This is a genomic window from Acinetobacter sp. NEB 394, from assembly GCF_013374795.1.
GTDB classification, from domain to species: Bacteria; Pseudomonadota; Gammaproteobacteria; order Pseudomonadales; family Moraxellaceae; genus Acinetobacter; species Acinetobacter johnsonii.
On sequence record NZ_CP055277.1, the window covers coordinates 141,522 to 164,143 of the forward strand.

The 22,622-nt window shown below is 45.1% G+C and carries 15 protein-coding genes; 5 read left to right on the forward strand and 10 right to left on the reverse strand.

The genetic code is table 11. From position 1 onward, the window contains the following. Positions 1-40: 40 nt before the first annotated feature. Complete coding sequence (dapB, locus tag HUK62_RS00675) at positions 41-862, reverse strand: 4-hydroxy-tetrahydrodipicolinate reductase (protein ID WP_176536819.1); 822 nt, start codon at positions 860-862, stop codon at positions 41-43. A 197-nt stretch (positions 863-1,059) separates the two neighbouring features. On the opposite strand from dapB, the gene HUK62_RS00680 reads away from it, so the two are divergent. Then, entirely contained in the window at positions 1,060-1,299 is a 240-nt protein-coding gene (locus HUK62_RS00680) for a hypothetical protein (protein ID WP_004978423.1), read from the forward strand. A 63-nt stretch (positions 1,300-1,362) separates the two neighbouring features. Here HUK62_RS00680 and dnaJ read toward each other — a convergent pair whose 3' ends face one another. The 4 genes from dnaJ to HUK62_RS00700 form a co-directional block, all read right to left on the reverse strand. Beyond that, the gene (dnaJ, locus tag HUK62_RS00685) at positions 1,363-2,481 is read right to left on the reverse strand and encodes a molecular chaperone DnaJ (RefSeq protein ID WP_005401440.1); all 1,119 of its coding nucleotides are present in this window, start codon (positions 2,479-2,481) and stop codon (positions 1,363-1,365) included. 104 nt (positions 2,482-2,585) lie between these two features. After that, positions 2,586-2,963: a hypothetical protein gene (locus tag HUK62_RS00690; protein WP_004691852.1), complete on the reverse strand. Its 378-nt coding sequence runs from the start codon at positions 2,961-2,963 to the stop codon at positions 2,586-2,588. 131 nt (positions 2,964-3,094) lie between these two features. Continuing rightward, the gene (locus HUK62_RS00695) at positions 3,095-6,232 is read right to left on the reverse strand and encodes an efflux RND transporter permease subunit (protein WP_176536820.1); all 3,138 of its coding nucleotides are present in this window, start codon (positions 6,230-6,232) and stop codon (positions 3,095-3,097) included. 2 nt (positions 6,233-6,234) lie between these two features. Then, a complete protein-coding gene (locus HUK62_RS00700; protein WP_176536821.1) occupies positions 6,235-7,335 on the reverse strand; it encodes an efflux RND transporter periplasmic adaptor subunit in 1,101 nt (366 codons plus the stop codon). Positions 7,336-7,484: 149 nt separating this feature from the next. Here HUK62_RS00700 and HUK62_RS00705 point away from each other — a divergent pair, with 149 nt between their 5' ends. The 4 genes from HUK62_RS00705 to HUK62_RS00720 all read left to right on the forward strand — a co-directional run bounded on the left by HUK62_RS00705 (position 7,485) and on the right by HUK62_RS00720 (position 13,657). Continuing rightward, entirely contained in the window at positions 7,485-8,111 is a 627-nt protein-coding gene (locus tag HUK62_RS00705) for a TetR/AcrR family transcriptional regulator (RefSeq protein WP_176536822.1), read from the forward strand. A 205-nt stretch (positions 8,112-8,316) separates the two neighbouring features. Continuing rightward, positions 8,317-11,001, forward strand: coding sequence for a phosphoenolpyruvate carboxylase (gene ppc / locus HUK62_RS00710; RefSeq protein ID WP_176536823.1), 2,685 nt, complete (start codon positions 8,317-8,319; stop codon positions 10,999-11,001). A gap of 299 nt (positions 11,002-11,300) precedes the next feature. Further along, positions 11,301-12,602 (forward strand): solute carrier family 23 protein, encoded by a 1,302-nt coding sequence (locus tag HUK62_RS00715; protein WP_005401435.1) that lies wholly within the window; start codon positions 11,301-11,303, stop codon positions 12,600-12,602. 149 nt (positions 12,603-12,751) lie between these two features. Beyond that, positions 12,752-13,657, forward strand: coding sequence for a LysR family transcriptional regulator (locus HUK62_RS00720; protein ID WP_176536824.1), 906 nt, complete (start codon positions 12,752-12,754; stop codon positions 13,655-13,657). Here the strand turns inward: HUK62_RS00720 and HUK62_RS00725 are convergent. The 5 genes from HUK62_RS00725 to ilvD (HUK62_RS00745) all read right to left on the reverse strand — a co-directional run bounded on the left by HUK62_RS00725 (position 13,654) and on the right by ilvD (HUK62_RS00745) (position 22,230). Further along, positions 13,654-14,391 (reverse strand): sulfite exporter TauE/SafE family protein, encoded by a 738-nt coding sequence (locus HUK62_RS00725; protein ID WP_176536825.1) that lies wholly within the window; start codon positions 14,389-14,391, stop codon positions 13,654-13,656. The two genes, HUK62_RS00720 and HUK62_RS00725, sit on opposite strands and share 4 nt — an antisense overlap. A gap of 161 nt (positions 14,392-14,552) precedes the next feature. Further along, positions 14,553-16,658, reverse strand: a complete 2,106-nt coding sequence (locus tag HUK62_RS00730; RefSeq protein ID WP_176536826.1) for a TonB-dependent siderophore receptor — start codon at positions 16,656-16,658, stop codon at positions 14,553-14,555. A 205-nt stretch (positions 16,659-16,863) separates the two neighbouring features. Then, on the reverse strand, positions 16,864-18,162 hold the full coding sequence (locus tag HUK62_RS00735) for a hypothetical protein (protein ID WP_176536827.1): 1,299 nt from the start codon (positions 18,160-18,162) through the stop codon (positions 16,864-16,866). Positions 18,163-18,233: 71 nt separating this feature from the next. Next, positions 18,234-19,919: a dihydroxy-acid dehydratase gene (ilvD, locus tag HUK62_RS00740; RefSeq protein ID WP_176536828.1), complete on the reverse strand. Its 1,686-nt coding sequence runs from the start codon at positions 19,917-19,919 to the stop codon at positions 18,234-18,236. A gap of 481 nt (positions 19,920-20,400) precedes the next feature. Next, positions 20,401-22,230, reverse strand: a complete 1,830-nt coding sequence (gene ilvD / locus HUK62_RS00745) for a dihydroxy-acid dehydratase (RefSeq protein WP_176536829.1) — start codon at positions 22,228-22,230, stop codon at positions 20,401-20,403. Positions 22,231-22,622: the final 392 nt, after the last annotated feature.

Sequence of the window (22,622 nt, forward strand, 5' to 3'; positions counted from 1 at the left end):
TTAGTTTTTTATCTTGTTTTTATGGCGAATGAAACAGGTTTTAAACTTGAATGTCGTTAAAACCCAGTACATCTTTCATGTCATATTTACGTGCTTCACGTCCTACCACCCAAGCCGCAGCGCGTACCGCACCCGAAGCAAAGTTCATACGGTTGGTCGCTTTATGAGTAATTTCAACACGCTCACCATCAGCAATAAACATAGCCGTATGTTCACCGACAATATCGCCGCCACGAATGGTTTGGAAACCAATACTTTGACGCTCACGTGGTCCTGTATGACCTTCACGGCAATACACTGCATCGGTTTTCAAGTCACGACCTAAAGCACCCGCAATCGCCTCACCCATCATCAACGCTGTGCCTGATGGTGCATCGACTTTATGACGGTGATGCGCTTCAATCACTTCAATATCCACTGTGTCGCCAAAGACTTTAGACGTCAATTCCAACAGTTTAATCGAAACATTGACCCCCACAGAATAGTTGGCTGCATAGACCACAGGTGTTTGAGTCGCAGAGTCATCCAAATAAGCTTTTTGTTCGTCATTCATGCCCGTGGTGCCAATGACAATGGCCACCCCAGCTTCACGACAAATTTTTAAATGCTGAACGGTCGCTACTGGTGCAGTGAAATCAATGATCACATCACAATCTTTCACTACCACTTCCAGACTACCCACCACCTTCACGCCTAGGCTGCCAATACCTGCAAGCTCACCTGCATCTGTACCAACCAGTGAGCTTTCAGGGCGTTCCACTGCCGCAGCCAGTTGATAGCCTGCTTCATGTACCGCTTGAATAAGGATGCGACCCATACGACCGCCGGCACCTAAGACACCAATGCGTGGAGCTGCTGACATAACATATTCCTAATCTAGCTTCAAAATTGCTCTTACTATAGCAAAACTGATTGCACAGACTAAGGTTTGTTGGGCATTTTCATCGAAAAAATCGCTTTATTTTCAAACATGATTTCTCCAGCTTTTCACAAATTTGCAATCAATCTTACGCAGACTAGGTTCGCGTTTAAAAACAACTTTAAAATGAGGAAAATAGAATGAAAGCAAAGGTACTTTTTCTAGCGATGGCCTTTGGGGGCAGTTGGGCACAAGTTCAGGCTGAACCCGCTGTTCAAGCGGGCGATACCTTAGAAAGTTTGTCGCAGGTAAAGATCACCACCAGCACACATCCCAAAGCACAGGCCGAGCAACAAGTACCAGCCACTGCACCTATGGCCGAAGAAATGGTATCGGTTGAAGAGATCGATCAACCTGAGTTGCCCGCAGAAGCGCAATAACATAAAAAAAGCGGGAAAATCTTCCCGCTCTTTTCAACACCAATTCAGACGTACTGTATTCAATTAATCAAACAGTCGGTCAAAGAAAGACTTTTTCTTTGGTGATGATTTGTGATCATCTCCATCTAAAGTTTCTTGCAACTCTTTCAACAGTTCACGTTGACGTGCTGTTAAGTTGACTGGCGTTTCAATCACGATACGGCAGAGTAAGTCACCTTGCATACTGGTACGTACAGGTTTAACCCCTTTGCCACGTAAACGGAACATTTTACCCGTTTGTGTGCCTTCAGGAATTTTCAAACTCACACGACCTTCGAGTGTCGGGATTTCAATTTCTTTACCCAAAGCAGCATCGGCAATGCTCACAGGCACATCCATATACAGGTCTGCACCATCACGTTGGAAGATTTCGTGCTCACGCACCACCACTTCTACGTACAAGTCGCCTGACTGACCATCACGAATCGCTTCGCCTTTACCCGTTAAACGAACGCGGTCACCGTTGTCGACGCCCGCAGGAATCGTCACTTCTAAGGTTTGTTGACGGTCTTTAACGCCTGAACCATGACAGGTATTACATGGGTTCTTAATGATCTTACCCTGACCGCGACAGGTACTACAGGTCTGCTGTACAGAGAAGAAACCTTGCTGCATGCGAACCTGACCTGCACCATGACAAGTTTTACAGGTTTCAACATCATTCGGGTTTTTAGAGCCTTTACCGTCACAGGTTTCACATGGCGCTGGTGCAGTAAAAGTAATGGTTTTTTTCACCCCTCTTACAGCTTCTTCCAACGTCAGTTCCATCACATAACGTAAGTCAGAACCACGACGTGTACGCTGTTGACCACGACCACCGCCGCCACCAAATGCGCCACCGAAAATGTCACCGAATTGACTGAAAATGTCTTCTGCGCTGAAACCACCACCGAAGCCGCCTCCGCCGCCCATACCACCTTCAAAGGCTTGATGCCCCATACGGTCATACATGCTGCGCTTTTCGCTATCCGATAAAATTTCATAAGCTTCAGCCGCTTCTTTAAACTTCTCTTCAGCTTCAGCATTGTCAGGGTTGCGGTCCGGATGATATTTCATCGCCAACTTACGGTAGGCTTTTTTAATTTCATCATCACTAGCGGTTTTAGCAACACCTAAAACCTCATAATAATCACGTTTAGCCATGTCTGGCGATGCTCCTCACGGAATTTATTTAATACTTAACTGTGGTCTGAAATTGGGTTCAAACCAAGTTTTACAAGGGGGTGTTTGAAAAAAAATCAGTAGAATTAGAAAACTGCTTTATTTTTCAAAAATTTAGACAGGCCTTTAAACCATGCATTTAGAAGGAAGAGAAATGCAATACAGCTAAAAACCACACCTGCAACCGTGCATCCAGTCACCCATAATGCGCTGTCCCAAGTGAAGAAAATAAGAGGAATAAACCACAACGCTGCAAATAACGCCAAAATGCTATAAATCACAATATTGCGCATGACCCAAAGTGCTTGCGCTTGTAACCACACTTCGGCATGATCAATTTGCGTGACTTTTCGGGCATACCAATAGGAAAATGCGCCACTAATCACAGTAAACAAAGCCAAAAACATGAAGACATAAGAAATCGCGATAGAGCGGCGATACTTGGTTACATTGTCTTGCATCATGCGTTTAACCCCATTTGCCACATCGTTGGTTTTTTAATGTGTAGCAAAAAACTGCTTTATAAAAATGCCATAAATTTCAGGTGCTACTATATTGAAATTTTCAACGTTTCGCACCTGATATTGGCATAAATTTACAGCTTATGGCTAATTTTTTTTACTTTAAACCACTGCGCGTACAAGGCAGGTAAAAAGAACAGGGTTAATAGCGTCGCCACAATTAGTCCGCCCATGATCGCAACGGCCATAGGTCCAAAGAAAATACTTCTAGACAATGGGATCATCGCCAGAACAGCTGCCAATGCCGTCAGTACAATTGGACGACAACGTCGCACCGTCGCATCGATGATTGCATCCCATGATTCATGCCCCGCTTGAATGTCTTGCTCAATCTGATCAATCAAAATCAGCGAGTTACGCATGATCATGCCCGACAAGGCAATGGTGCCCAACATCGCAACAAAGCCAAAAGGTTTATTGAACAGTAGTAGGAACAACACCACGCCGATCAAACCTAAAGGTGCGGTGAGCAAGACAATCGTGGCACGAGACATACTGCGCAGTTGAATCATCAGCAAAGTCATGACCACGGCCAAGAATAAAGGCATACCCGCTGCGACCGATTTACCCCCACGTGCAGACTCTTCCACTGTGCCGCCAACTTCAACCAAATAACCATTCGGCAGTTCCGCACGCAGCTGATTCATCTGCTCCGCCATTTCATCCACCACAGTGGCCGGTTGTAACTTGGTCCGAATATCCGCACGTACCGTAATGGTCGGTAGACGGTTCCGATGCCAAATCAAACCTTCTTCAAAGCTATAGTCAGTTTTTGCAATTTGTGCCAACGGTACTGTTCCGCCATTTGAGGTTGGAACGGCAAGGCTCGCCAGTGATGCCACTTCAACCCGCTCGGCTTGATCACCACGTAAACGGATTTCAATCAGCTCACGTTTCTCACGGTACTGGTTAATGGTGGCACCCGAAATTGAGCTGTTCAAGAAATTGGCCAAATCTAAACTCGATACCCCCATTTGGCGGGCACGGTCTTGATCAATCTCTAAATTGATCATCTTGCTTGGTTCACCCCAGTCCAAATGCACATTGGTGGTGTTGGGGTTAGCACTCAGCATCGACGCGACTTTATCCGCCCAAGCACGCACTTGGGTCAAGTCTTCACCCGACACGCGATATTGAAGTGGATAACCGACAGGAGGACCGTTTTCAAGTAAAGAGACGCGAGTACGCACATCGGGCAATAACTGACGGATTTGGGTGTCTAAGGATTTACGAATTTCATTGCGATCATCCAATGAAGAAGCCAAGACCACAAACTGAGCAAAGCTGGCCTGTGGTAGCTGCTGATCGAGCGGTAAATAAAAACGTGGCGAGCCTGTGCCAACATATGCCACATAATTATCTATGCCTTCTTGCTTCGACAGGAACTGTTCAACTTTTTTCACCGCATTTTCAGTTGCCGTTAAAGATGCACCTTCTTCAAGCTTTAAGTCGACCAAAATTTCGGCACGATTCGAGGGTGGGAAAAACTGCTGCGGTACTAACTTAAACATCAACACCGAGAGCACAAAAATAGCTACAGTCGTTGCAATGACTGTTTTGCGATAGGTCACACACAGATCGACCCAACAGCGAAAACCTTGGTAAAACTTGGTTTGATAAGGATCATGATGCTCACCTGCATGATGCACCATCGGCTGAGGTTCTGGCTGTTTGCGCAAACGTGCCCACAGACGGCTATACCACGGCGCTTTTTGAATCAGCTCTTTATTAAAATCGGGCAGGAGTTTGTCACCCAAATAAGGTACAAAAAGCACCGCTGCAAACCATGACACAATTAAGGCAATGGTCACCACTTGGAAAATAGAGCGAGTGTATTCACCTGTACTGGACGCTGCCGTGGCAATTGGTAAAAAGCCCGCAGCGGTAATCAAAGTGCCCGTCAACATTGGGAAAGCCGTCGTTCGCCATGCATGCCCTGCTGCTTGTAGTCGGCTGTAGCCTTGTTCCATTTTGATTGCCATCATTTCCACAGCAATAATGGCGTCATCGACCAAGAGGCCCAGCGCTAAAATCAGGGCACCCAAAGAAATTTTATGCAGACCGACATCAAAAATATTCATGCCTGCAAAAGTCATGGCCAAGACCAGTGGAATTGAGAATGCCACCACCAGTCCAGTCCGGAAACCCAGCGAGAAAAAGCTGACTAGCAGTACAATAATCAGCGCTTCAGCCAAAACTTTCATGAACTCGTTGACACTACGCTTCACCGCAACAGGCTGATCTGAAACTTTTTTCAGCTCCATCCCTAAAGGTAAGGTTTTTTGCAGCTTGGAAAACTCAGTTTCTAAATTTTTACCCAAAGCCAAGATGTCGCCACCTTTACGCATCGACACTGCAATACCAATGCCATTTTCACCCATAAAGCGCATACGGGGTTGAGCGGGTTCACTAAAGCCACGATAGACGTCGGCAACATCGCTGAGCTGGATGGTTTTCCCATTGACCAATAAAGGCATACGTTGCAGTTCTTCAACGCTCTTAATTTGCCCTGTGACTCGGAGTTGAATACGATCCGATTCTGTTTCAAAAAAGCCTGCACTGGCCATGGTATTTTGCTGTTGCAGGGCTTGTTGTACCGCTGTCACAGGAATGCCTAACTGCGCCGACTTGGTGTTGGAAATTTCAATCCAAATCTTTTGATCTTGCAGCCCGACCAAGTTGACTTTGGCGACATCTTTGACGCGTTGCAGTTGTAACTGTAAACGGTCGGCATATTCTTTCATCACCGCATAATCAAAGTCTTTACCGGTCAGCACATAAATGTTGCCGAAAGTATCACCAAACTCATCATTAAAGAATGGTCCTTGTACCCCATTGGGCAGCTGATGTTTGATGTCTCCAACCTTCTTGCGTACGTCATACCACACATCAGGTATCTCACTGGAGCGCATGGCATCTCGTGCCACAAAAGTCACCATCGACTCGCCGGGTCTGGAGTAGGCCATAATGCGCTCATACTTACCCGTGGTCATCAGCTCTTTTTCAATACGGTCGGTCACTTGTTCAGACACCTCGCGCGCCGTTGCACCCGGCCAATAGGTCTGTACCACCATCACTTTGAAGGTAAAAGGTGGGTCTTCGCTTTGTGCTAGTTTGGAATAAGACACCACACCCACGATGCCCAGTAACAACATTAAATAAAGGACCAAGCCCTTATTCTTTAAGGCCCATTCCGACAGGTTATAGTTCATGCTTAACTCCCTGTCGCAATCTTGACCGTTTTATTGTCACGGCTAATTGGTTGAATTTTTTGTTTTTCACGCAGTAAATGCACCCCACCCACCACGACATAGTCCTTTGGCTGTAAACCTGAACGAATGGTAACGCTGTTTCGACTATACTCCCCCACACTGACAGGCACTTTACGAATACTGTTGTCAGCATTCACCACCCAGACATAAGCATTTTTACCTGCAGCGGAAACACTGGCTAACGGTACACTCAACACATTGCTTTCAGTTGAACTGAAAAACACCCGAGCACTCTGTCCCAGTTGAATCGTATTTTGTCCTTCACGCAAAGCCACTTTGACACTAAAAGTACGTGACTGATCTGCGGCAGGTGAAATTTCACGGACATAGGCAGCAAAACGTTCATCGGGTTTAGACCACAAGGTGACGATTGCATCCTGTCCAACTTTAATCTGAGCAATCGCTTGTTCAGGCACACCAATTACCACTTCACGATCACCTGAAATGGCCAGTTGAAACGCGGGTTGCCCTGCTGAAATCACCTGTCCAATTTCAATATTACGCTCGGTAATTACGCCGTTTTTATTGGCGATCAGTTGGTTATAACTGGTTTGGTTTTGCGTAACGTTATAATTGGCTTGTGCTTGTTTCAAGCTCGATAGTGCGGCTTTATATTGATTTTCAACGCTGTCGTACTGTGAACGACTCACCGCATGACTCGGTAATAATTGCTTAAAGCGTTTGAGTTCATCCTGCGCATTTTTTTCAGCCGCTTGAGCACTTTCTAACTGTGCTTTGGCTGCATTTAATTGCAACTGGGCATCCTGTACATCTAAGCGCGCTAAAACTTGTCCGACTTTAACTTGGTCACCCACATCGACCAGACGCTCTGTGACTTGTCCCCCAACACGAAAGGACAGTGCCGTTTGTTGGCGGGCTTGCACTTCGCCTGCATAGCTTTTTTGTTCTAGATGCGTGGTATTCGGTTGGCTCACCATTACCAAAGGCACTGACTCTGGTTCGGTCGTGTCTTTGCTACATCCCCACAAGGTGATACTACACACCACCATCATACTTGCCACAAGGGTCTGAATTTTGCTCATGAAGTCTGCTCTTCTTCCATAACCACCAATTAATCAGGCACAATATCCAGACTTAATTTGGTTATTTTTTAATTAATATACTGCATAGTACACTAATTAAAGATATGCTCAGATGTAAATGACTTTTTGAACTTTTTTTAGGAAAATGTGTGCAAGCTTCAGCAGGACGTCCCAAGGATTTAGAAAAACGGCAACGTATTTTGGAGGTGGCACGTCAGTTGTTTTTACAACATGGCTACCACGGCTCCAGCATGGACCATATTGCCAAGGAAGCGTACGTCACCAAACTCACGGTGTATAACCATTTTCAGGACAAAGCCAATCTGTTCAGTTGTGCGATTGAGGAAACCTGTGAAAAGCTAATGCTGGGTCGTTCATTTCAATTGCAACGTGCCGAAGACTTTGTGCCCATGCTCGAACAGATTTGTGCGCTATCGATGCATATTATTAACCTGCCTGAGGCCATCAAGCTGGAGCACCTACTATTACAGCTGGCCGCTGAACAAAACCCATTACTAGAGAACTTCTATAAAGCCTCTCACCTCAAAATGCGGGCGATTTGGGAACAGTTCTTTGCCCAAGCTCAAGCCTTAGGCGTGCTTCAGTTTGAACAGGTCAATGAGGTCATCACCTTATTAATGTCTTTACTGTTTGGATATCGCCACCAAGAAATGTTACTGGGGATGAATGAAGTGCCAAATGCCGAACAACGCGAGCAACTGATTCAAGAAGCCATTGCGATTTTTTTATTAAAATACCCCTTACAAAAACCTTAAGATTTGGTTAATTGAATTTATATTTTTATAATTAATTCAAATACTTGAAATTAAAACTCCCTCTTTACTTTAGCACAACCACTTACCCTAAGTGGTTCATTTGCTTCTAAATTCAGCAATTAATCCCCTACTTTTGTCTGCTCCTACTTGGATTGTCATCGAATCGGGGTATAGTCAAATTAAGAACAACGAGGGAATAATAATCATGATTCAACAAATTGATGCTCCACTACGTGAAGATGTCCGATTACTCGGCAACCTATTGGGTGAAACCCTCAAGGAGCATGCAGGACAAGATTTGTTTAATCAGGTCGAGCAAATTCGGGCATTGTCTAAAGGTGCTCGTGATGGTCAAGTCGAAGCTGAAAAACAGCTGGAACAATTGTTTTTTAGCCTTGAAGATGATGAAATTTTACCTCTGACACGTGCCTTTACCCACTTTTTGAACTTTGCCAATATTGCAGAGCAATACCATGTGGTCCGTAGCCGTCGTCAAAGTGAATTTGATGAGACCGCACCCTCTCCAAATCCGCTCGACCACCTCTTTGCTAAATTTAAAAATAACGACATTTCAACCGATACGCTGTTCCAGCAAATCTGTGATTTAAATATTGAACTGGTTCTGACCGCTCACCCCACTGAAGTCAGCCGTCGTACCCTGATCCAAAAATATGATGGTATTAACGATGCCTTATTTAAAATGGATCAGCAAAAACTGACCCCTCGTGAGCGCCAAACAGTCCTTGAAGACTTAAAACAACTGATCTGTTCGGCGTGGCAGACCGATGAAATTCGTCAACACCGTCCAACCCCAGTCGATGAAGCAAAATGGGGCTTTACCACTATTGAGCAAACCTTATGGAATGCCGTACCGAAGTTCATGCGTGAACTAGATGACATGGTGATTGAACACTGTGGCCAACGTCTGCCTCTCCATGTCGCACCTGTACGTTTCGCTTCATGGATGGGCGGTGACCGTGACGGCAACCCGAATGTGACACACAACATTACTCAAGAAGTCCTGTGGCTATCGCGTTGGAAAGCGGCTGATCTTTATTTACGTGACATTGAAGATTTGCGTTGGGAACTGTCGATTCAAAGCTGTAGCGATGAACTGCGTCAAGCCTTGGGTCAAGACCATCCTGAACCGTACCGTGAATATTTACGTGATACTCGCGAACGGCTGAAAGCTACGCGCCATTGGCTCGCAGAAAAACTGCGCGGTGCCGATGCCGATGACAGCTTGGTGATTAAAGCCAAAGATGAACTGCTCCAGCCTTTACTGCTGTGTTATCGCTCTTTAATTGCCAGCAATCTGCCTGAAATTGCCAATGGGAAACTGCTGGACTTTATCCATCGGGTGAACTGTTTCGGGATTGAACTGCTAAAACTGGATATTCGCCAAGAGTCAGGCCGTCATCGCCAAGCGATTTCAGCCATTACTGAATATTTGGGTTTGGGTAATTTTGAAACGTGGACCGAACAAGCGCGCCAAAACTTCTTATTGCAAGAGCTACAAAGCAAACGTCCACTGTTGCCCAAGCATTTAAATGAACCTGCGCAAAGCTTAATTGAACAACCTGAAGTGCAAGAAGTATTTGCCACCATGCGTACTTTGGCAGCGCAGCCTCAAGAAAGTTTAGGTGCCTACATTATTTCGATGGCTGAATATCCTAGTGATGTGCTGGCGGTACTGCTTTTGCAAAAAGAAGCAGGCATCCAACATCCACTACGTGTGGTGCCATTGTTTGAAACATTGAAAGACTTAGATGGCGCCGCAGCCACCATGAATACCCTATTCAATATGCATTGGTATAAACAGCATATTCAGGGCAAACATGAAGTCATGATTGGCTATTCGGACTCGGCAAAAGATGCAGGCTTTATGTCAGCCAATTGGGCACAGTACCGTGCGCAAGAAGAATTAACCGCAATTGCGAAAACGCATGGCGTACAACTCACACTATTTCATGGTCGTGGCGGTTCCATCAGCCGTGGCGGTGCGCCAACGCAACAAGCCCTGTTTTCACAGCCACCTGGCTCGATTTCAGGTGCAATTCGAGTCACTGAACAAGGTGAAATGATTCGCTTCAAGTTTGGTCTAGAAGGTATTGCGCTACAAAACCTAGAGATTTATACCGCTGCCACTTTAGAAGCCACTTTACTTCCACCGCCCGTCCCAAAACCTGAGTGGCGCGAGTTAATGCACAGCATGACCGATTTGTCGGTACAGGTGTATCGTCAAACCGTGCGAGAAAACCCGCACTTCGTAAAGTACTTACGTACAGTGACGCCAGAGCTTGAACTGCAAATGTTACCGCTTGGCTCACGCCCTGCAAAACGTAAAGTCACTGGCGGCATTGAGTCTCTACGTGCCATTCCTTGGGTATTTGCGTGGACCCAGATTCGTTTGATGCTACCCGCTTGGTTGGGTACTGGTGCGGCAATTAACCAAGTGATTGATCAAGGACATAAGACTACCTTAGATGAAATGCTGGTGGCCTGGCCGTATTTCCAAACCCTGATTGATATGCTGGAAATGGTGCTCTCAAAGTCTGATGCTCATGTGGCGCTGTATTATGAGTCGCATCTGACCGATGATGAAGACTTGAAAGTGCTCGGTGAACATCTGCGTCAGCGCTTAAAGTATGCGGTGCAAACCCTCTTGGCGCTTAAAGGTGAGTCTAAACTCCTCAGCAGTAACGAAGTTTTAGATCAGTCGATGAGAGTGCGCAAACCGTATTTATTGCCCCTGCATTTACTCCAAGCAGAGTTAATGAAACGTCGCCGCCGTTACCTAGAAGAGCGTCAGGAAACAAATACACCTGTAGATCATGCACTTATGGTGAGTATCGCCGGCATTGCAGCGGGTCTTCGTAACACAGGATAAAGTTTTAAGCCCGCTCCATTTAAAGCACATCAGCATGATGTGCTTTTTTATTGACCGCATGGTCAAACCTTTTATAATTTTTTATCAATCCAATCATAAATATTTATGAATGAGCGATTGGCTAAATTTACCAATTAAACCTTGATTTTTCATTATTTTTAAAAATTAAAAGTTTTACCATACGGTAAAAAGTTCTGAAAAGTCATAAGATTAGTTTGAACAATTTTTTGTATCACTGATTAAATCTTCTAAAAAACAAGAGTATGATGTGCACAATTTATCTTTAGAGTGCTCAAAAAATGTCCAATTGGTTTCCCAAATGGCGCCCGTACGAAGGCAATATCGATGCACGTCCTGTTGGCACAAGTGAATACCTCCCTGCTTCACAAAGTGCAATTTTAGGTGTGCAGCATGCCTTTGCCATGTTTGGAGCAACGGTTCTTGCACCTTTCTTAATGGGCTTCGATCCCAACCTTGCTATTTTAATGTCCGGGATTTGTACCATCTTGTTCTTTATTATGACGGGTGGACGTGTTCCAAGCTATTTAGGTTCAAGTTTTGCCTTTATTGGGGTCGTGATTGCAGCAACGGGCTATACCGCATCGGGCACAGGCGCACTCAATCCAAATTTAGCTATGGCGGGCGGCGGTATTATTGCCTGCGGCGTGCTCTATACCTTGTTTGGTTTTATGGTCATGGCAACGGGCACTAAGTGGATTGAAAAACTGATGCCGCCTGTGGTGACAGGTGCTGTGGTGATGATTATTGGTCTCAACCTTGCCCCAGTGACGGTCAAAGGCGTTGCGGGCAATTCCTTTAATATGTGGATGGCACTGGTTACCGTATTATGTATGGGCTCGATTGCAGTCTTTACCCGTGGTTTATTGCAGCGTCTCTTATTATTAATTGGTTTGCTACTGTCTTACTTGGTCTATTTCATCGTGACCAATGTTATGGGCTATGGCACAGCGATTAATTTTGCACCAATTCAGCAAGCCGCTTGGTTTGGTTTACCGACTTTTCATTCGCCTGAATTTAATGCCAATGCCATGATGATTATTGCACCAATCGCGTTAATTTTGGTGGCAGAAAACCTCGGTCACATTAAAGCCGTGAGTGCGATGACCGGTGAAAACCTTGATCCGCACATTGGTAAAGCGTTTGTTGCCGATGGTGTCGCAACAACATTAGCAGGCGGTGTCGGCGCACCAGGCATGACCACCTATGGTGAAAACATTGGAGTCATGGCAGTCACACGAGTTTACTCGACCATCATTTTTGCCATTGCAGGTGTGTTTGCCATTTTCTTAGGTCTGTCTCCGAAATTTGGTGCCATCATCCATACCATTCCGACCGCGATTTTAACCGGTGCGTCGATTGTGGTGTTTGGTTTGATTACCATCGCAGGTGCAAAAATCTGGATTGAAAACAAAGTCGATTTTTCACAGAACAAAAACCTGATGGTCGCTGCAGTCACCATCATTTTAGGTACAGGTGATTTTGCCTTACAAATTGGCAACTTTAACTTGGGTGGTATTGGTACTGCTACGTTTGCAGCATTGTTCTTAAACTGGTTCTTCAGCTTAGGGCAAAAAGATTAATCTATCTGATATTTTGATTATCCATTGTTGATCGCAGCCTTCGGGCTGCTTTTTTTGGTCTAATGCTCTGACTCCTATTACACCTAAAGGGATGTCTCAAAACGCAAAAAGGACTAAGATAAAGCAACATTTTCCGCTTTGACCCTGCCATGCGCCTTGATTTTTTTGATCTGCAATTGTTTATCAATATCCTGAGTACAGGCAGTTTGACCAAAGGTGCAGGACGTTCCGCCATTTCGTTACAGGCCGCCAGTGATCGGATTAAAAAATTAGAACACCATTTTGAAGTCAGTTTATTTACCCGCCATGCAACTGGGGTAAAAGCAACCCTTGCTGGACAAACCTTTGCAGAACATGCACAGCACTTGCTGCAACAACAGCAGCAATTACAACAGGCCATGCTGCCCTTTGCCCACAGTGCAACGAGCAACATTATATTGTGGTGCAACTCATCGGCGCAGAGTGAGTACTTACCGCATTTATTGCCGCAGTATTTAATGGAAAATCCAAAGATTCATATTGAATTAAAAGAAGCCGAAACCAATGACATTATTCAGGCCCTCAGTACAGGTACGGCGCAGTTGGGACTGATCTCTGGTTTTTTTGATGCGGGACAACTTGAAACCCAAGAATTTGCTGAAGACCCTTTGGTACTGATCTGCCCAAGCCAGCATCCACTTGCAACTGCAGCTCAACTAGAACTGGGTGAATTATTGCAACATCCGTTTGTGGGCCTCATGCAATATCACTCCTTACAACAGTCAATAGAAGCGCAAGCCAAACGCTTAGGCTGTGACATCCACTATCGTCTACGGGTGCCGAACTTTGCCGCGATTGCCCAAGTCGTTGCCAATGGCGTCGGCATTGCGATTATTCCCAAACGGGCAGCCCTGCGTTTAAAAGCACAGTATGATTTTCAGCAAATTGAACTCTTAGGCAAATGGGCCAACCGCAAGTTGCTATTAGCAGCACGGTGTTTTGATCAGCTCCCCACAGATTATCAACGCTTTAGTCAATTCCTCTTGAGCCAACATGACCAACCCATTGCGCATTAAAGCCAGCCCAATTGATGTAAAACCATATAACTGCCAAATAAGACTAGCCCCACAAAGAACAACTTACGAAAGGCTTGCTCAGGGATGCGGTAGCGAATTTTGGTGCCCAACCACATTCCGAGCAATGCAGGCAGCAGTGCGATCAACGACAGTTGATAGTCAATTGGAGTGTCTTCAACAGGATTTAGATGTAAATACGTGGCCAGACACAAGGTTGAAACAGTAAAGGCAAGACCAAGCGATTGTACCAAATCATCCCGTTTCAAATGCAAGGACTGCAAATATGGTACTACGGGAATCACCACCACCCCTGTCGCCACCGTCAAAGCACCGCCCAAATAGCCCATGATCGGTGATAAATATTTTTCATACGGGGCTAAGTTGGGCATGTTTTTGGCAAACAAACCATATAGACCATAAATGGCCAGCATCCCGCCCAACAGCGCTTCACTTTGAAATTCGCCATGTCCAAGTGTAGGAAAAACACTCCAAACTGAACCAATGATCATGCCCACCAGCAACGGCCAAAAGCGCTGTACCAGTCGCAGTACGCGCCCTTCTGCGAACAATTGCCAGAAGTTCGTGACCATGGAAGGGATAATCAGCAAAGTTGCCGCTTGAAATGGACTAATCACCAAAGATAAAAGTCCCATCGACACGGCGGGCAAGCCCAATCCAATGGTGCCCTTAATCATGCCTGCGACAGCAAAAACAAAAATAACAAAAGCAAGCATGACGCTTCTCTCTAAACACTTAGCGCCATGCTATAAAATTTAAATCTGGGCTCATATCACTGTTTTTAGAAGTAAGCCTCAATCAAAGATTGAGGCTTACTGGAAAGAATGGTCTGGTCTCAACTGTTATTGAATCCAGATGTGATGCAGTGTAATTCTGCTTAGTATTTAAAATTTAAGCTGAAACGGAAAGTACGTGGATCGCCCCAGCTCACCAATTGTGCATTTGGCGTGGTTCCGACTAAATACTCTTTATCAAACAGGTTTTTTACGCTGAATTTTGCGCCCCAATTTTTCGCCTCATAACCGGCACTGACGTCATACAGCGTATAGCTCGATAACGGTACATAATAAGTCTCACGTTGTGCTGTACGCGCACCTTGATAATTCGCACTGGCACCAATATTCCAACCCAATTGCTCATCTGCAAAGAAGTACTGGGTTGATAAAGAGGCGGCATTTTTAGGCACATGGTTAATTCGCTTGCCAATATCGCTGCTGGTTTCACTTTCAGTAATTTTTGCAGTTGGAATATAACTATAGGTTGCGGTCAAGTTCCATTGATCCGTCAACGCAGCTGATAATTCCGTTTCAAAACCTTTGGTCTTTTGCTCACCAATTTGTACGTGATGAGTATTTGTTGAATCTGGCTCTGTGACATTCTGACGGGTTAAATCATAATAAGCCACATAGCCTTGCAGCCGTTGATTCAGCCCTTGGAACTTAACCCCAACCTCAAACTGCTCTCCCTCTTCAGGGTCCAATAGTGTTCCGCCAGCGCCAGTGTCGCTCACAGGAAAGAATGAGGTTGCATAACTCACATAGGGCGCGAACTTATCATTGATTTGATACATCAAGGACGCATTACCCGTGAAAGCATTGTCCGAGTTTTTCAGCGTCGTATCATTAAAAAGGTCATCGACTTCGACCTGCGTCCAGTCATGACGACCCGATAAGCCCAAGATCCAATGATCATCAATTTTAAAATTATTACGTAGATATACACCCATATATTGGGTATCTGTAATTTGATGCGTTTTGGTTTTGGTCGCCTTTGCCATTGAAGTGTAAACAGGATTGTCCGCATTAAAATCCGTTGTTGCTGTATAACTTCTCCGTTCATAATCACTACGCTCATGCATCATGTCCAAACCCACCATCAAATCATATTGGGTTTTGCCCCAATCAAAATGACGCGACAAATTATGATCCAGCGCAAAATTCACATCATCTTTAATCTGTCTTTCCACCGTCCGTTTGAAGGTTGGTAAAGAAGCGCCACTAGCTGCCAATACAGGATTGTTATCTGCATCGGTTTTGGTGACTGCAAAATTTTGCTTAAAGGTCCAGCCATTATCAAAATAATGCGCATAGTTCGACCCTAAGCGCAGAACATCGACCGTATTGCTTAGATTCGGCGCGCCAAAAAATAAGGTCTGTGAATAGTTTTTATAAGCGCCATTGCTATAGGGAATCCCCTGCTGGCGAATAAAATCCCGATGCTGATAGCTGGCAATCACAGACAATTCGTCTTTTTCACCTAAGTCAAAATTATAAGACGGTGCAATATAATAATTTTTATAATAAACATAATCAGTTGGATCATCTTGGTCAGAGGCATGACCCACCACACGAAACGCCCCTTTTTCGCTATCATTTGGCGCATAATTGATATCAAATGTGCCATCTACAAAGGCATTACTGCCATAGCTCACACTGCCCCGAGAAAAAGTTTCAGCTTCAGGACGTTTGGTGGTTAAGTTAACTAAGCCGCCCGGTAAGGCAAAGCCAAAACCGGTCGATGTCGGCCCTTTGACAACCTCAATCGACTGCAAGCCACTGATGTCTTCTGAACGTAGGGCATTATCAGAAGTTTGAATACGCAAGCCATCGCCATAGGTCTGTGCGCTGGAAACCTGCCCACGAATAATAAAGTCATCCCAACCACGGCGACCATACTGTCCTGCGGTGACCCCCGCTACACCCTGCAAGGCTTCAGACAGTGTTTTCGCTTGTTTCTGTTCGAGTTGTTTTTCAGTAATCACGCTGATCGATTGCGCAGTTTCAAACAGTGGTGCATCTGAACGCAAAACAGCTGATGCTGTTTTTGCTGCATATGCCGCTTTGTCATCTGCATCTTGGGCTTCAAATTGCAAAGTCGGTAAAACTTGGGATGATGCTGTTTCCTGTGTCTCGCCCTGAGCAAACGCTGCTGTAGTCATCACGGCCAGAATGAATAAACTCAAAGAAGAAATATGAAAACGCATAACATCGATCAACAGACAGAAAGAATGCCAATTATAATCATTTTCATTTGGAAGCCTATTTATTAATAAAATTTAACAATGAATTTAATTGTTAAACCTCATTAACATTATTAATAAGCACTTCAATGACTCAGCCTAAAAACACCATCGGCTTTAGGTTTCATGTGTCATTGGACTGTTTTGATCAATAAGAGGTATACAAAACTCAGCCTTCGCTTTCATCCACAGGGTCGGTTTTATATTGATCTTCCAGCACATTACTGAAAATACTTTCAATCATCCAGACGCGATACAGACTATTAAAGACATAGCTTTGCCCATCCACACGCAGTTCAATCACAGGGAAATCAGGCTGGGACTTCATTTCACAGAGCATGTCATTTTCTTGAAGCTTGGCTTCCACATCTTCGGTGATCAATGCTGCAATTTCCAATTCTTGCATCAGTTGATCAAAATGCGATTTAAAGGATAAATCTTTGCCTTGGGTCCAAACGGCTTTCAAAATCCGATACATGGCATCAATGCGCTGCTCTTCAGGCACGCTATAAAATAACTGTGCCATCGCCAAAGTGGCTGCTTGCGTCGGACGGCAAAACGGTGTGAATTTGATTTCTGTCCGTTTGGATAAACGCGTTGCCAAACTCCAATCAAACCCGTCTCGACCGTGATAACTGAGCGGGTAGACATTGAGCTGAATATTATAATAATCGGCCAGTTCTTCTTTAATATAAGCCAATAACAACCATGAAATTGGATCTTCCAGCGCAACGTATAGGTCTAACTCTGGATCGAGCGCCTGAATTTCATTTAACTCTTCAGCATCACTAATCAAATGCTCACGCCAATCAATATGATTGATCAAAAAAATGGGGTTATCGGTAAATAATTTTTGTTGTTTTAAACGGCGCGTTAAACGCAGCAGATCATCGACGGCATGATACTGACGGTCACCGAGCTGGAAGTAACTAGCCAGTACCGCATCATCATTAAAAATACGTTCTGGAAAATGTTGCTCTTGATGATGACGGCTGGCCATCGCATACAAGGTGCGCAGCTTACCTTCTTGTTTTTGCCACAGCATGTGAAATACATCTTCAAGCAAATACAAAAAGTCCTGCCCACGCAGCGGCGTATGCCGCAAAATGGTTTCTGCTTGGCTCAATGCCTCTGGACTGGGTTGTTCTGGCGTGTCGTGAAAGCTAAAACGGTGCTGACGCGACAGAATTTTAGCATCATTTAAACAATAAGTTTGCCACTCCAAAGCCGACATTTGGTTCGGGGGTTCAGCAGCTTGACTAGAAATGACCACCTTCAATGGCTTCAGTTCGTCCGCTAAAATTTCTTCAATTTGTGGTAACTGCTGAACCGCTAAATAGCTATATACATCGTCGAGGCGTAAATGAATACTCAAGCCTTGTTCTGTAGATACGACCGTTTGACGAATCGGTTTTTGGTAAAACCAACGCGATCGAATCGGATCGAACCATCGACGCAACAGTGACATGAGCAAAGCCTCTAAATTAAACCCTTGAAAGTACTACAAGGGTTTATATCAATTCACAGCAAAATGATCAATTAGACATCTAAATTTAGATCAGTTACCGCGCCTTTTTCCGCACCTGTGGTCAGTTTTGCAAACTTGGCCAAAGCCCCATAACGATAATTCGGCTGTGGTTTCACCCACGCGGCTTGACGCGCTGCGATCTCTTCTGCAGAAACATGCCACGTCATTTCGCGGGTTTCTGCATTAATCGAGATTTTATCGCCATTTTGCACTAAACCAATTGGCCCACCTTCATAGGCTTCTGGGGTCACGTGACCAATGACAAAACCATGACTGCCACCAGAGAAACGACCATCGGTGATCAGCGCCACAGATTTACCGAGTCCTTTACCAATTATCGCTGAGGTCGGTTTCAGCATTTCAGGCATGCCCGGTCCACCTTTAGGCCCTTCACCACGAATCACCACCACTTCACCCGCTTGAACTTCGCCATCTAAAATGCCACGCATCGCGCCGATTTCACCTTCAAAGACACGTGCGGGCCCTTCAAAGTACAGGCCTTCTTTGCCGGTAATTTTAGCCACAGCACCTGTTGGAGAAAGATTACCCTTGAGCACCACTAAGTGAGAGTCTTTTTTAATTGGCGCGTCGAACGGTAAAATAATCTGCTGACCTTCTGGATAGTCTTCAACTTCAGCCAAATTTTCCGCCAAGGTCTTTCCAGTGACCGTTAAACATGAACCATCGAGCATGCCAGCATCAAGCATTCGCTTCATCAGCGGTTGAATGCCCCCGATCGCGATCAACTCAGACATCAAATATTTGCCAGATGGACGCACATCTGCCACCACGGGAATATCTTGCCCAATACGGACAAAATCATCCAAACTCAGTTCAACGCCAGCGGTATGTGCCATCGCCAGTAAGTGCAGCACGCCATTCGTTGAACCACCCAAGGCAATCAGCACTTTAATTGAGTTTTCAAATGCGGCTTTGGTCATGATATCGCGTGGTTTCAGGTCTAAGCGCAGCAAATTCATCACCGCTTCACCTGCTTTTTGGCAGTCGATCAGCTTGTCATCCGAAACTGCTTCTTGTGCAGAAGAGCCCGGCAAACTCATACCCAAGGCTTCAATCGCAGAAGCCATCGAGTTTGCAGTGTACATGCCACCACATGAACCCGGCCCCGGCAACGCCACTTCTTCAATCTGTTTGACTTGAATGGCACTGATTTCACCTTTGGCATGCTGCCCCACCGCTTCAAACACAGAAATCATGTCGGTATGCCCTGCACCTGGCTTAATGGTTCCGCCATAAACAAACAAACCCGGACGGTTTAAACGGGCCAAGCCCATGATGCAACCTGGCATATTTTTGTCACAGCCACCAATGGCAATCACCCCATCATAGGCCTGACAGCCCACCACGGCTTCTATCGAATCGGCAATAATTTCACGGCTCAGCAATGAATACTTCATGCCTTCGGTGCCGTTAGAAATACCATCTGAGATGGTGATGGTATTAAAAATAATGCCTTTTCCGCCGGCTTGATTGACCCCTTTCTCAGCCTCACGTGCCAGTTCATTAATATGCATATTACACGGCGTGACATTGGCCCACGTCGAAGCAATACCGACAAAGGGACGAGTAAAGTCGGAATCTTTAAAGCCTGTGGCACGCATCATGGAACGTGCGGGTGCATTTTCGATGCCTTCATAAACAGGAGCTGAATGTTCGCGGATATTGTCTTTACTCATTGTATTTGTCCTTAGCGATGGCGGCGTATTGCTCTACAGTCTTGGCAATTTTTTCTGTTTTTATTGTATAGAAAGCAGGCTAGACATGAAAGTACAATGAGACTTTTGAGTCAATCCCCATCAAGCTCTTCACGGTCTTAACATATTGATCTTGAATCCATCAGGTTGTCTGATACACGGAAACGTCGTCCGCAACCTGAGCAAGAATAAAAGCATTGCTTTTATTTGCAGTGCAAGACGAAGTAATTGCCGATTCAATGGGCGGTTTTTTTCAAGGCATTCTTTTAGATGCAGAAAATAAACAGGTTTTGCGGACGATCAATGGTTTTGCCTACTTTTGCCGAAACAAAAGTAGGTCGAACCGAAGGTTATCAACTGCAATTTGAGAAACCTATTTAAGACTCCATTGTGCTGAACCAATGACTTTTAAATAAAAAGCACCCCAAATGGAGTGCTTTTTTAATCAGTCAAAGACTACAGCTTAAATTTCACGTACCGCACCTTTAGATGCACTGGTAGTATGCATCGCATAGGCTTTTAAGGCTTTAGAAACTTTACGCGAACGTTGTTCAGCAGGTTGCCAGCCTTTGGCTTCTTGCACTTCACGGCGCGCAGCCATGGTTGCTTCATCCACGGCTAAGTGAATGCTACGGTTTGGAATATCGATTTCGATACGGTCACCATCTTCCACCAAACCAATCGCACCACCTTCAGCCGCTTCAGGCGAAACGTGACCAATAGATAGACCCGATGAACCGCCCGAGAAACGACCATCCGTTAACAAAGCACAATCTTTACCTAAACCTTTCGATTTTAAGTAACTGGTTGGATACAACATTTCTTGCATACCTGGACCACCACGCGGACCTTCGTAACGAATCACCACCACATCGCCAGCAGTAATTTTTCCGCCTAGAATCGCTTCTACCGCAGCATCTTGGCTTTCAAACACACGTGCCGTGCCGTTGAATTTCAAGATGGAATCATCTACACCCGCAGTTTTTACAATACAGCCTTCGAGGGCGATGTTGCCGTACAGGACAGCCAAACCACCATCTTGAGAGAAGGCATGCGCAGCATTACGAATCACGCCATTGTCACGGTCACCATCCAATCGTGAATAATAACGGTCTTGTGAAAATGCGGTTTGCGTTGGTACACCGCCCGGTGCTGAACGAAAGAATTGATAAACGTCTTCATCTTCAGTACGGATGATGTCCCACTTGTCCAAAGCGTCTTTTAAGGTTTTCTCATGCACGGTCGGCACAGACGTATCTAACAAGCCTGCACGGTCTAATTCACCCAAGATCGACATGATACCACCCGCACGGTGCACATCTTCCATGTGCACATCTTGCTTTGCAGGGGCAACTTTACACAGCACAGGCACTTTACGTGACAAACGGTCAATGTCGGTCATGGTAAAGTCAACTTCTGCTTCATGCGCCGCTGCCAACAAGTGTAAAACGGTATTGGTTGACCCCCCCATTGAAATATCAAGGGTCATGGCATTTTCAAAGGCTGCTTTGGTCGCGATAGAACGTGGAAGAATGCTGTAATCGTTTTGTTCGTAATGACGTTTGGTAATTTCAACGATCAACTGACCCGCACGCTCAAATAGTTTTTTACGATTCGCATGGGTCGCTAAGGTTGAACCATTGCCCGGAAGCGATAGCCCCAAAGCTTCGGTTAAACAGTTCATTGAGTTTGCAGTAAACATGCCTGAACATGAACCACAGGTTGGACAAGCTGAACGTTCGTATTCAGCCACTTCTTCATCAGTGAAGCTGTCATCTGCTGCGACGATCATGGCATCGACAAGGTCAATCGCATGTTCATTACCACGGATTTTCACTTTACCCGCTTCCATCGGCCCACCAGAGACGAACACCACAGGAATATTCAAGCGCATAGACGCCATCAACATGCCCGGAGTGATTTTGTCACAGTTTGAAATACACACCATCGCATCAGCACAGTGCGCATTGACCATGTATTCCACTGAGTCCGCAATCAAGTCACGTGAAGGCAATGAATACAGCATGCCATCGTGTCCCATCGCGATCCCATCATCCACTGCAATGGTATTAAATTCTTTAGCTACGCCGCCTGCCGCCTCAATTTGACGAGCCACAAGTTGACCTAAGTCTTTTAAATGGACGTGACCCGGTACAAATTGAGTGAATGAGTTGACTACCGCAATAATCGGCTTACCGAAGTCTTCATCTTTCATCCCCGTTGCGCGCCATAAGCCACGCGCACCCGCCATATTTCTTCCGTGTGTTGATGTTTTTGAACGATAGTCAGGCATTGTACTTTTCCAACATAGTTGTGCTTGAGATGAATGTCCACATTCACTCTGGCTAAAATCTGAGTTCTGAGAGTGTCAAACTGTCAAAAATTTAAACATAGCATATTCGCATTCTGCGTAAATCTCGTTTTTAGGCATCTCGACCTAAATTATCGAAGGCAGTACGTTTGCGCGCTACATTTTAACCGATGAGCTGACATTCAATTGCATATGGAAACTACTATAACGCGTTCAATCGCCTTGCAATACAAAACTTCTATGAATAATTTTTAAATTTTGCATGAGTTTTATTTATATGAAATACAAATTTTGAGCGATACTCTATCAAGGATCCTTGCGCTATTTTTTGAATAAAACTCTCGCACATCATCTAGTTAGAACTACTCTATCGG

Bases quoted from the DNA above. Each gene is read 5' to 3' on its own strand.
- HUK62_RS00730 (WP_176536826.1), bottom strand. From the start codon at position 16,658: ATGCGTTTTCATATTTCTTCTTTGAGTTTATTCATTCTGGCCGTGATG.
- ilvD (WP_176536828.1), bottom strand. From the start codon at position 19,919: ATGAGTAAAGACAATATCCGCGAACATTCAGCTCCTGTTTATGAAGGC.
- HUK62_RS00700 (WP_176536821.1), bottom strand. From the start codon at position 7,335: ATGAGCAAAATTCAGACCCTTGTGGCAAGTATGATGGTGGTGTGTAGT.
- HUK62_RS00690 (WP_004691852.1), bottom strand. From the start codon at position 2,963: ATGATGCAAGACAATGTAACCAAGTATCGCCGCTCTATCGCGATTTCT.
- HUK62_RS00720 (WP_176536824.1), top strand. From the start codon at position 12,752: ATGCGCCTTGATTTTTTTGATCTGCAATTGTTTATCAATATCCTGAGT.
- HUK62_RS00735 (WP_176536827.1), bottom strand. From the start codon at position 18,162: ATGTCACTGTTGCGTCGATGGTTCGATCCGATTCGATCGCGTTGGTTT.
- HUK62_RS00680 (WP_004978423.1), top strand. From the start codon at position 1,060: ATGAAAGCAAAGGTACTTTTTCTAGCGATGGCCTTTGGGGGCAGTTGG.
- HUK62_RS00725 (WP_176536825.1), bottom strand. From the start codon at position 14,391: ATGCTTGCTTTTGTTATTTTTGTTTTTGCTGTCGCAGGCATGATTAAG.
- dapB (WP_176536819.1), bottom strand. From the start codon at position 862: ATGTCAGCAGCTCCACGCATTGGTGTCTTAGGTGCCGGCGGTCGTATG.
- ilvD (WP_176536829.1), bottom strand. From the start codon at position 22,230: ATGCCTGACTATCGTTCAAAAACATCAACACACGGAAGAAATATGGCG.
- HUK62_RS00695 (WP_176536820.1), bottom strand. From the start codon at position 6,232: ATGAACTATAACCTGTCGGAATGGGCCTTAAAGAATAAGGGCTTGGTC.
- ppc (WP_176536823.1), top strand. From the start codon at position 8,317: ATGATTCAACAAATTGATGCTCCACTACGTGAAGATGTCCGATTACTC.
- dnaJ (WP_005401440.1), bottom strand. From the start codon at position 2,481: ATGGCTAAACGTGATTATTATGAGGTTTTAGGTGTTGCTAAAACCGCT.
- HUK62_RS00715 (WP_005401435.1), top strand. From the start codon at position 11,301: ATGTCCAATTGGTTTCCCAAATGGCGCCCGTACGAAGGCAATATCGAT.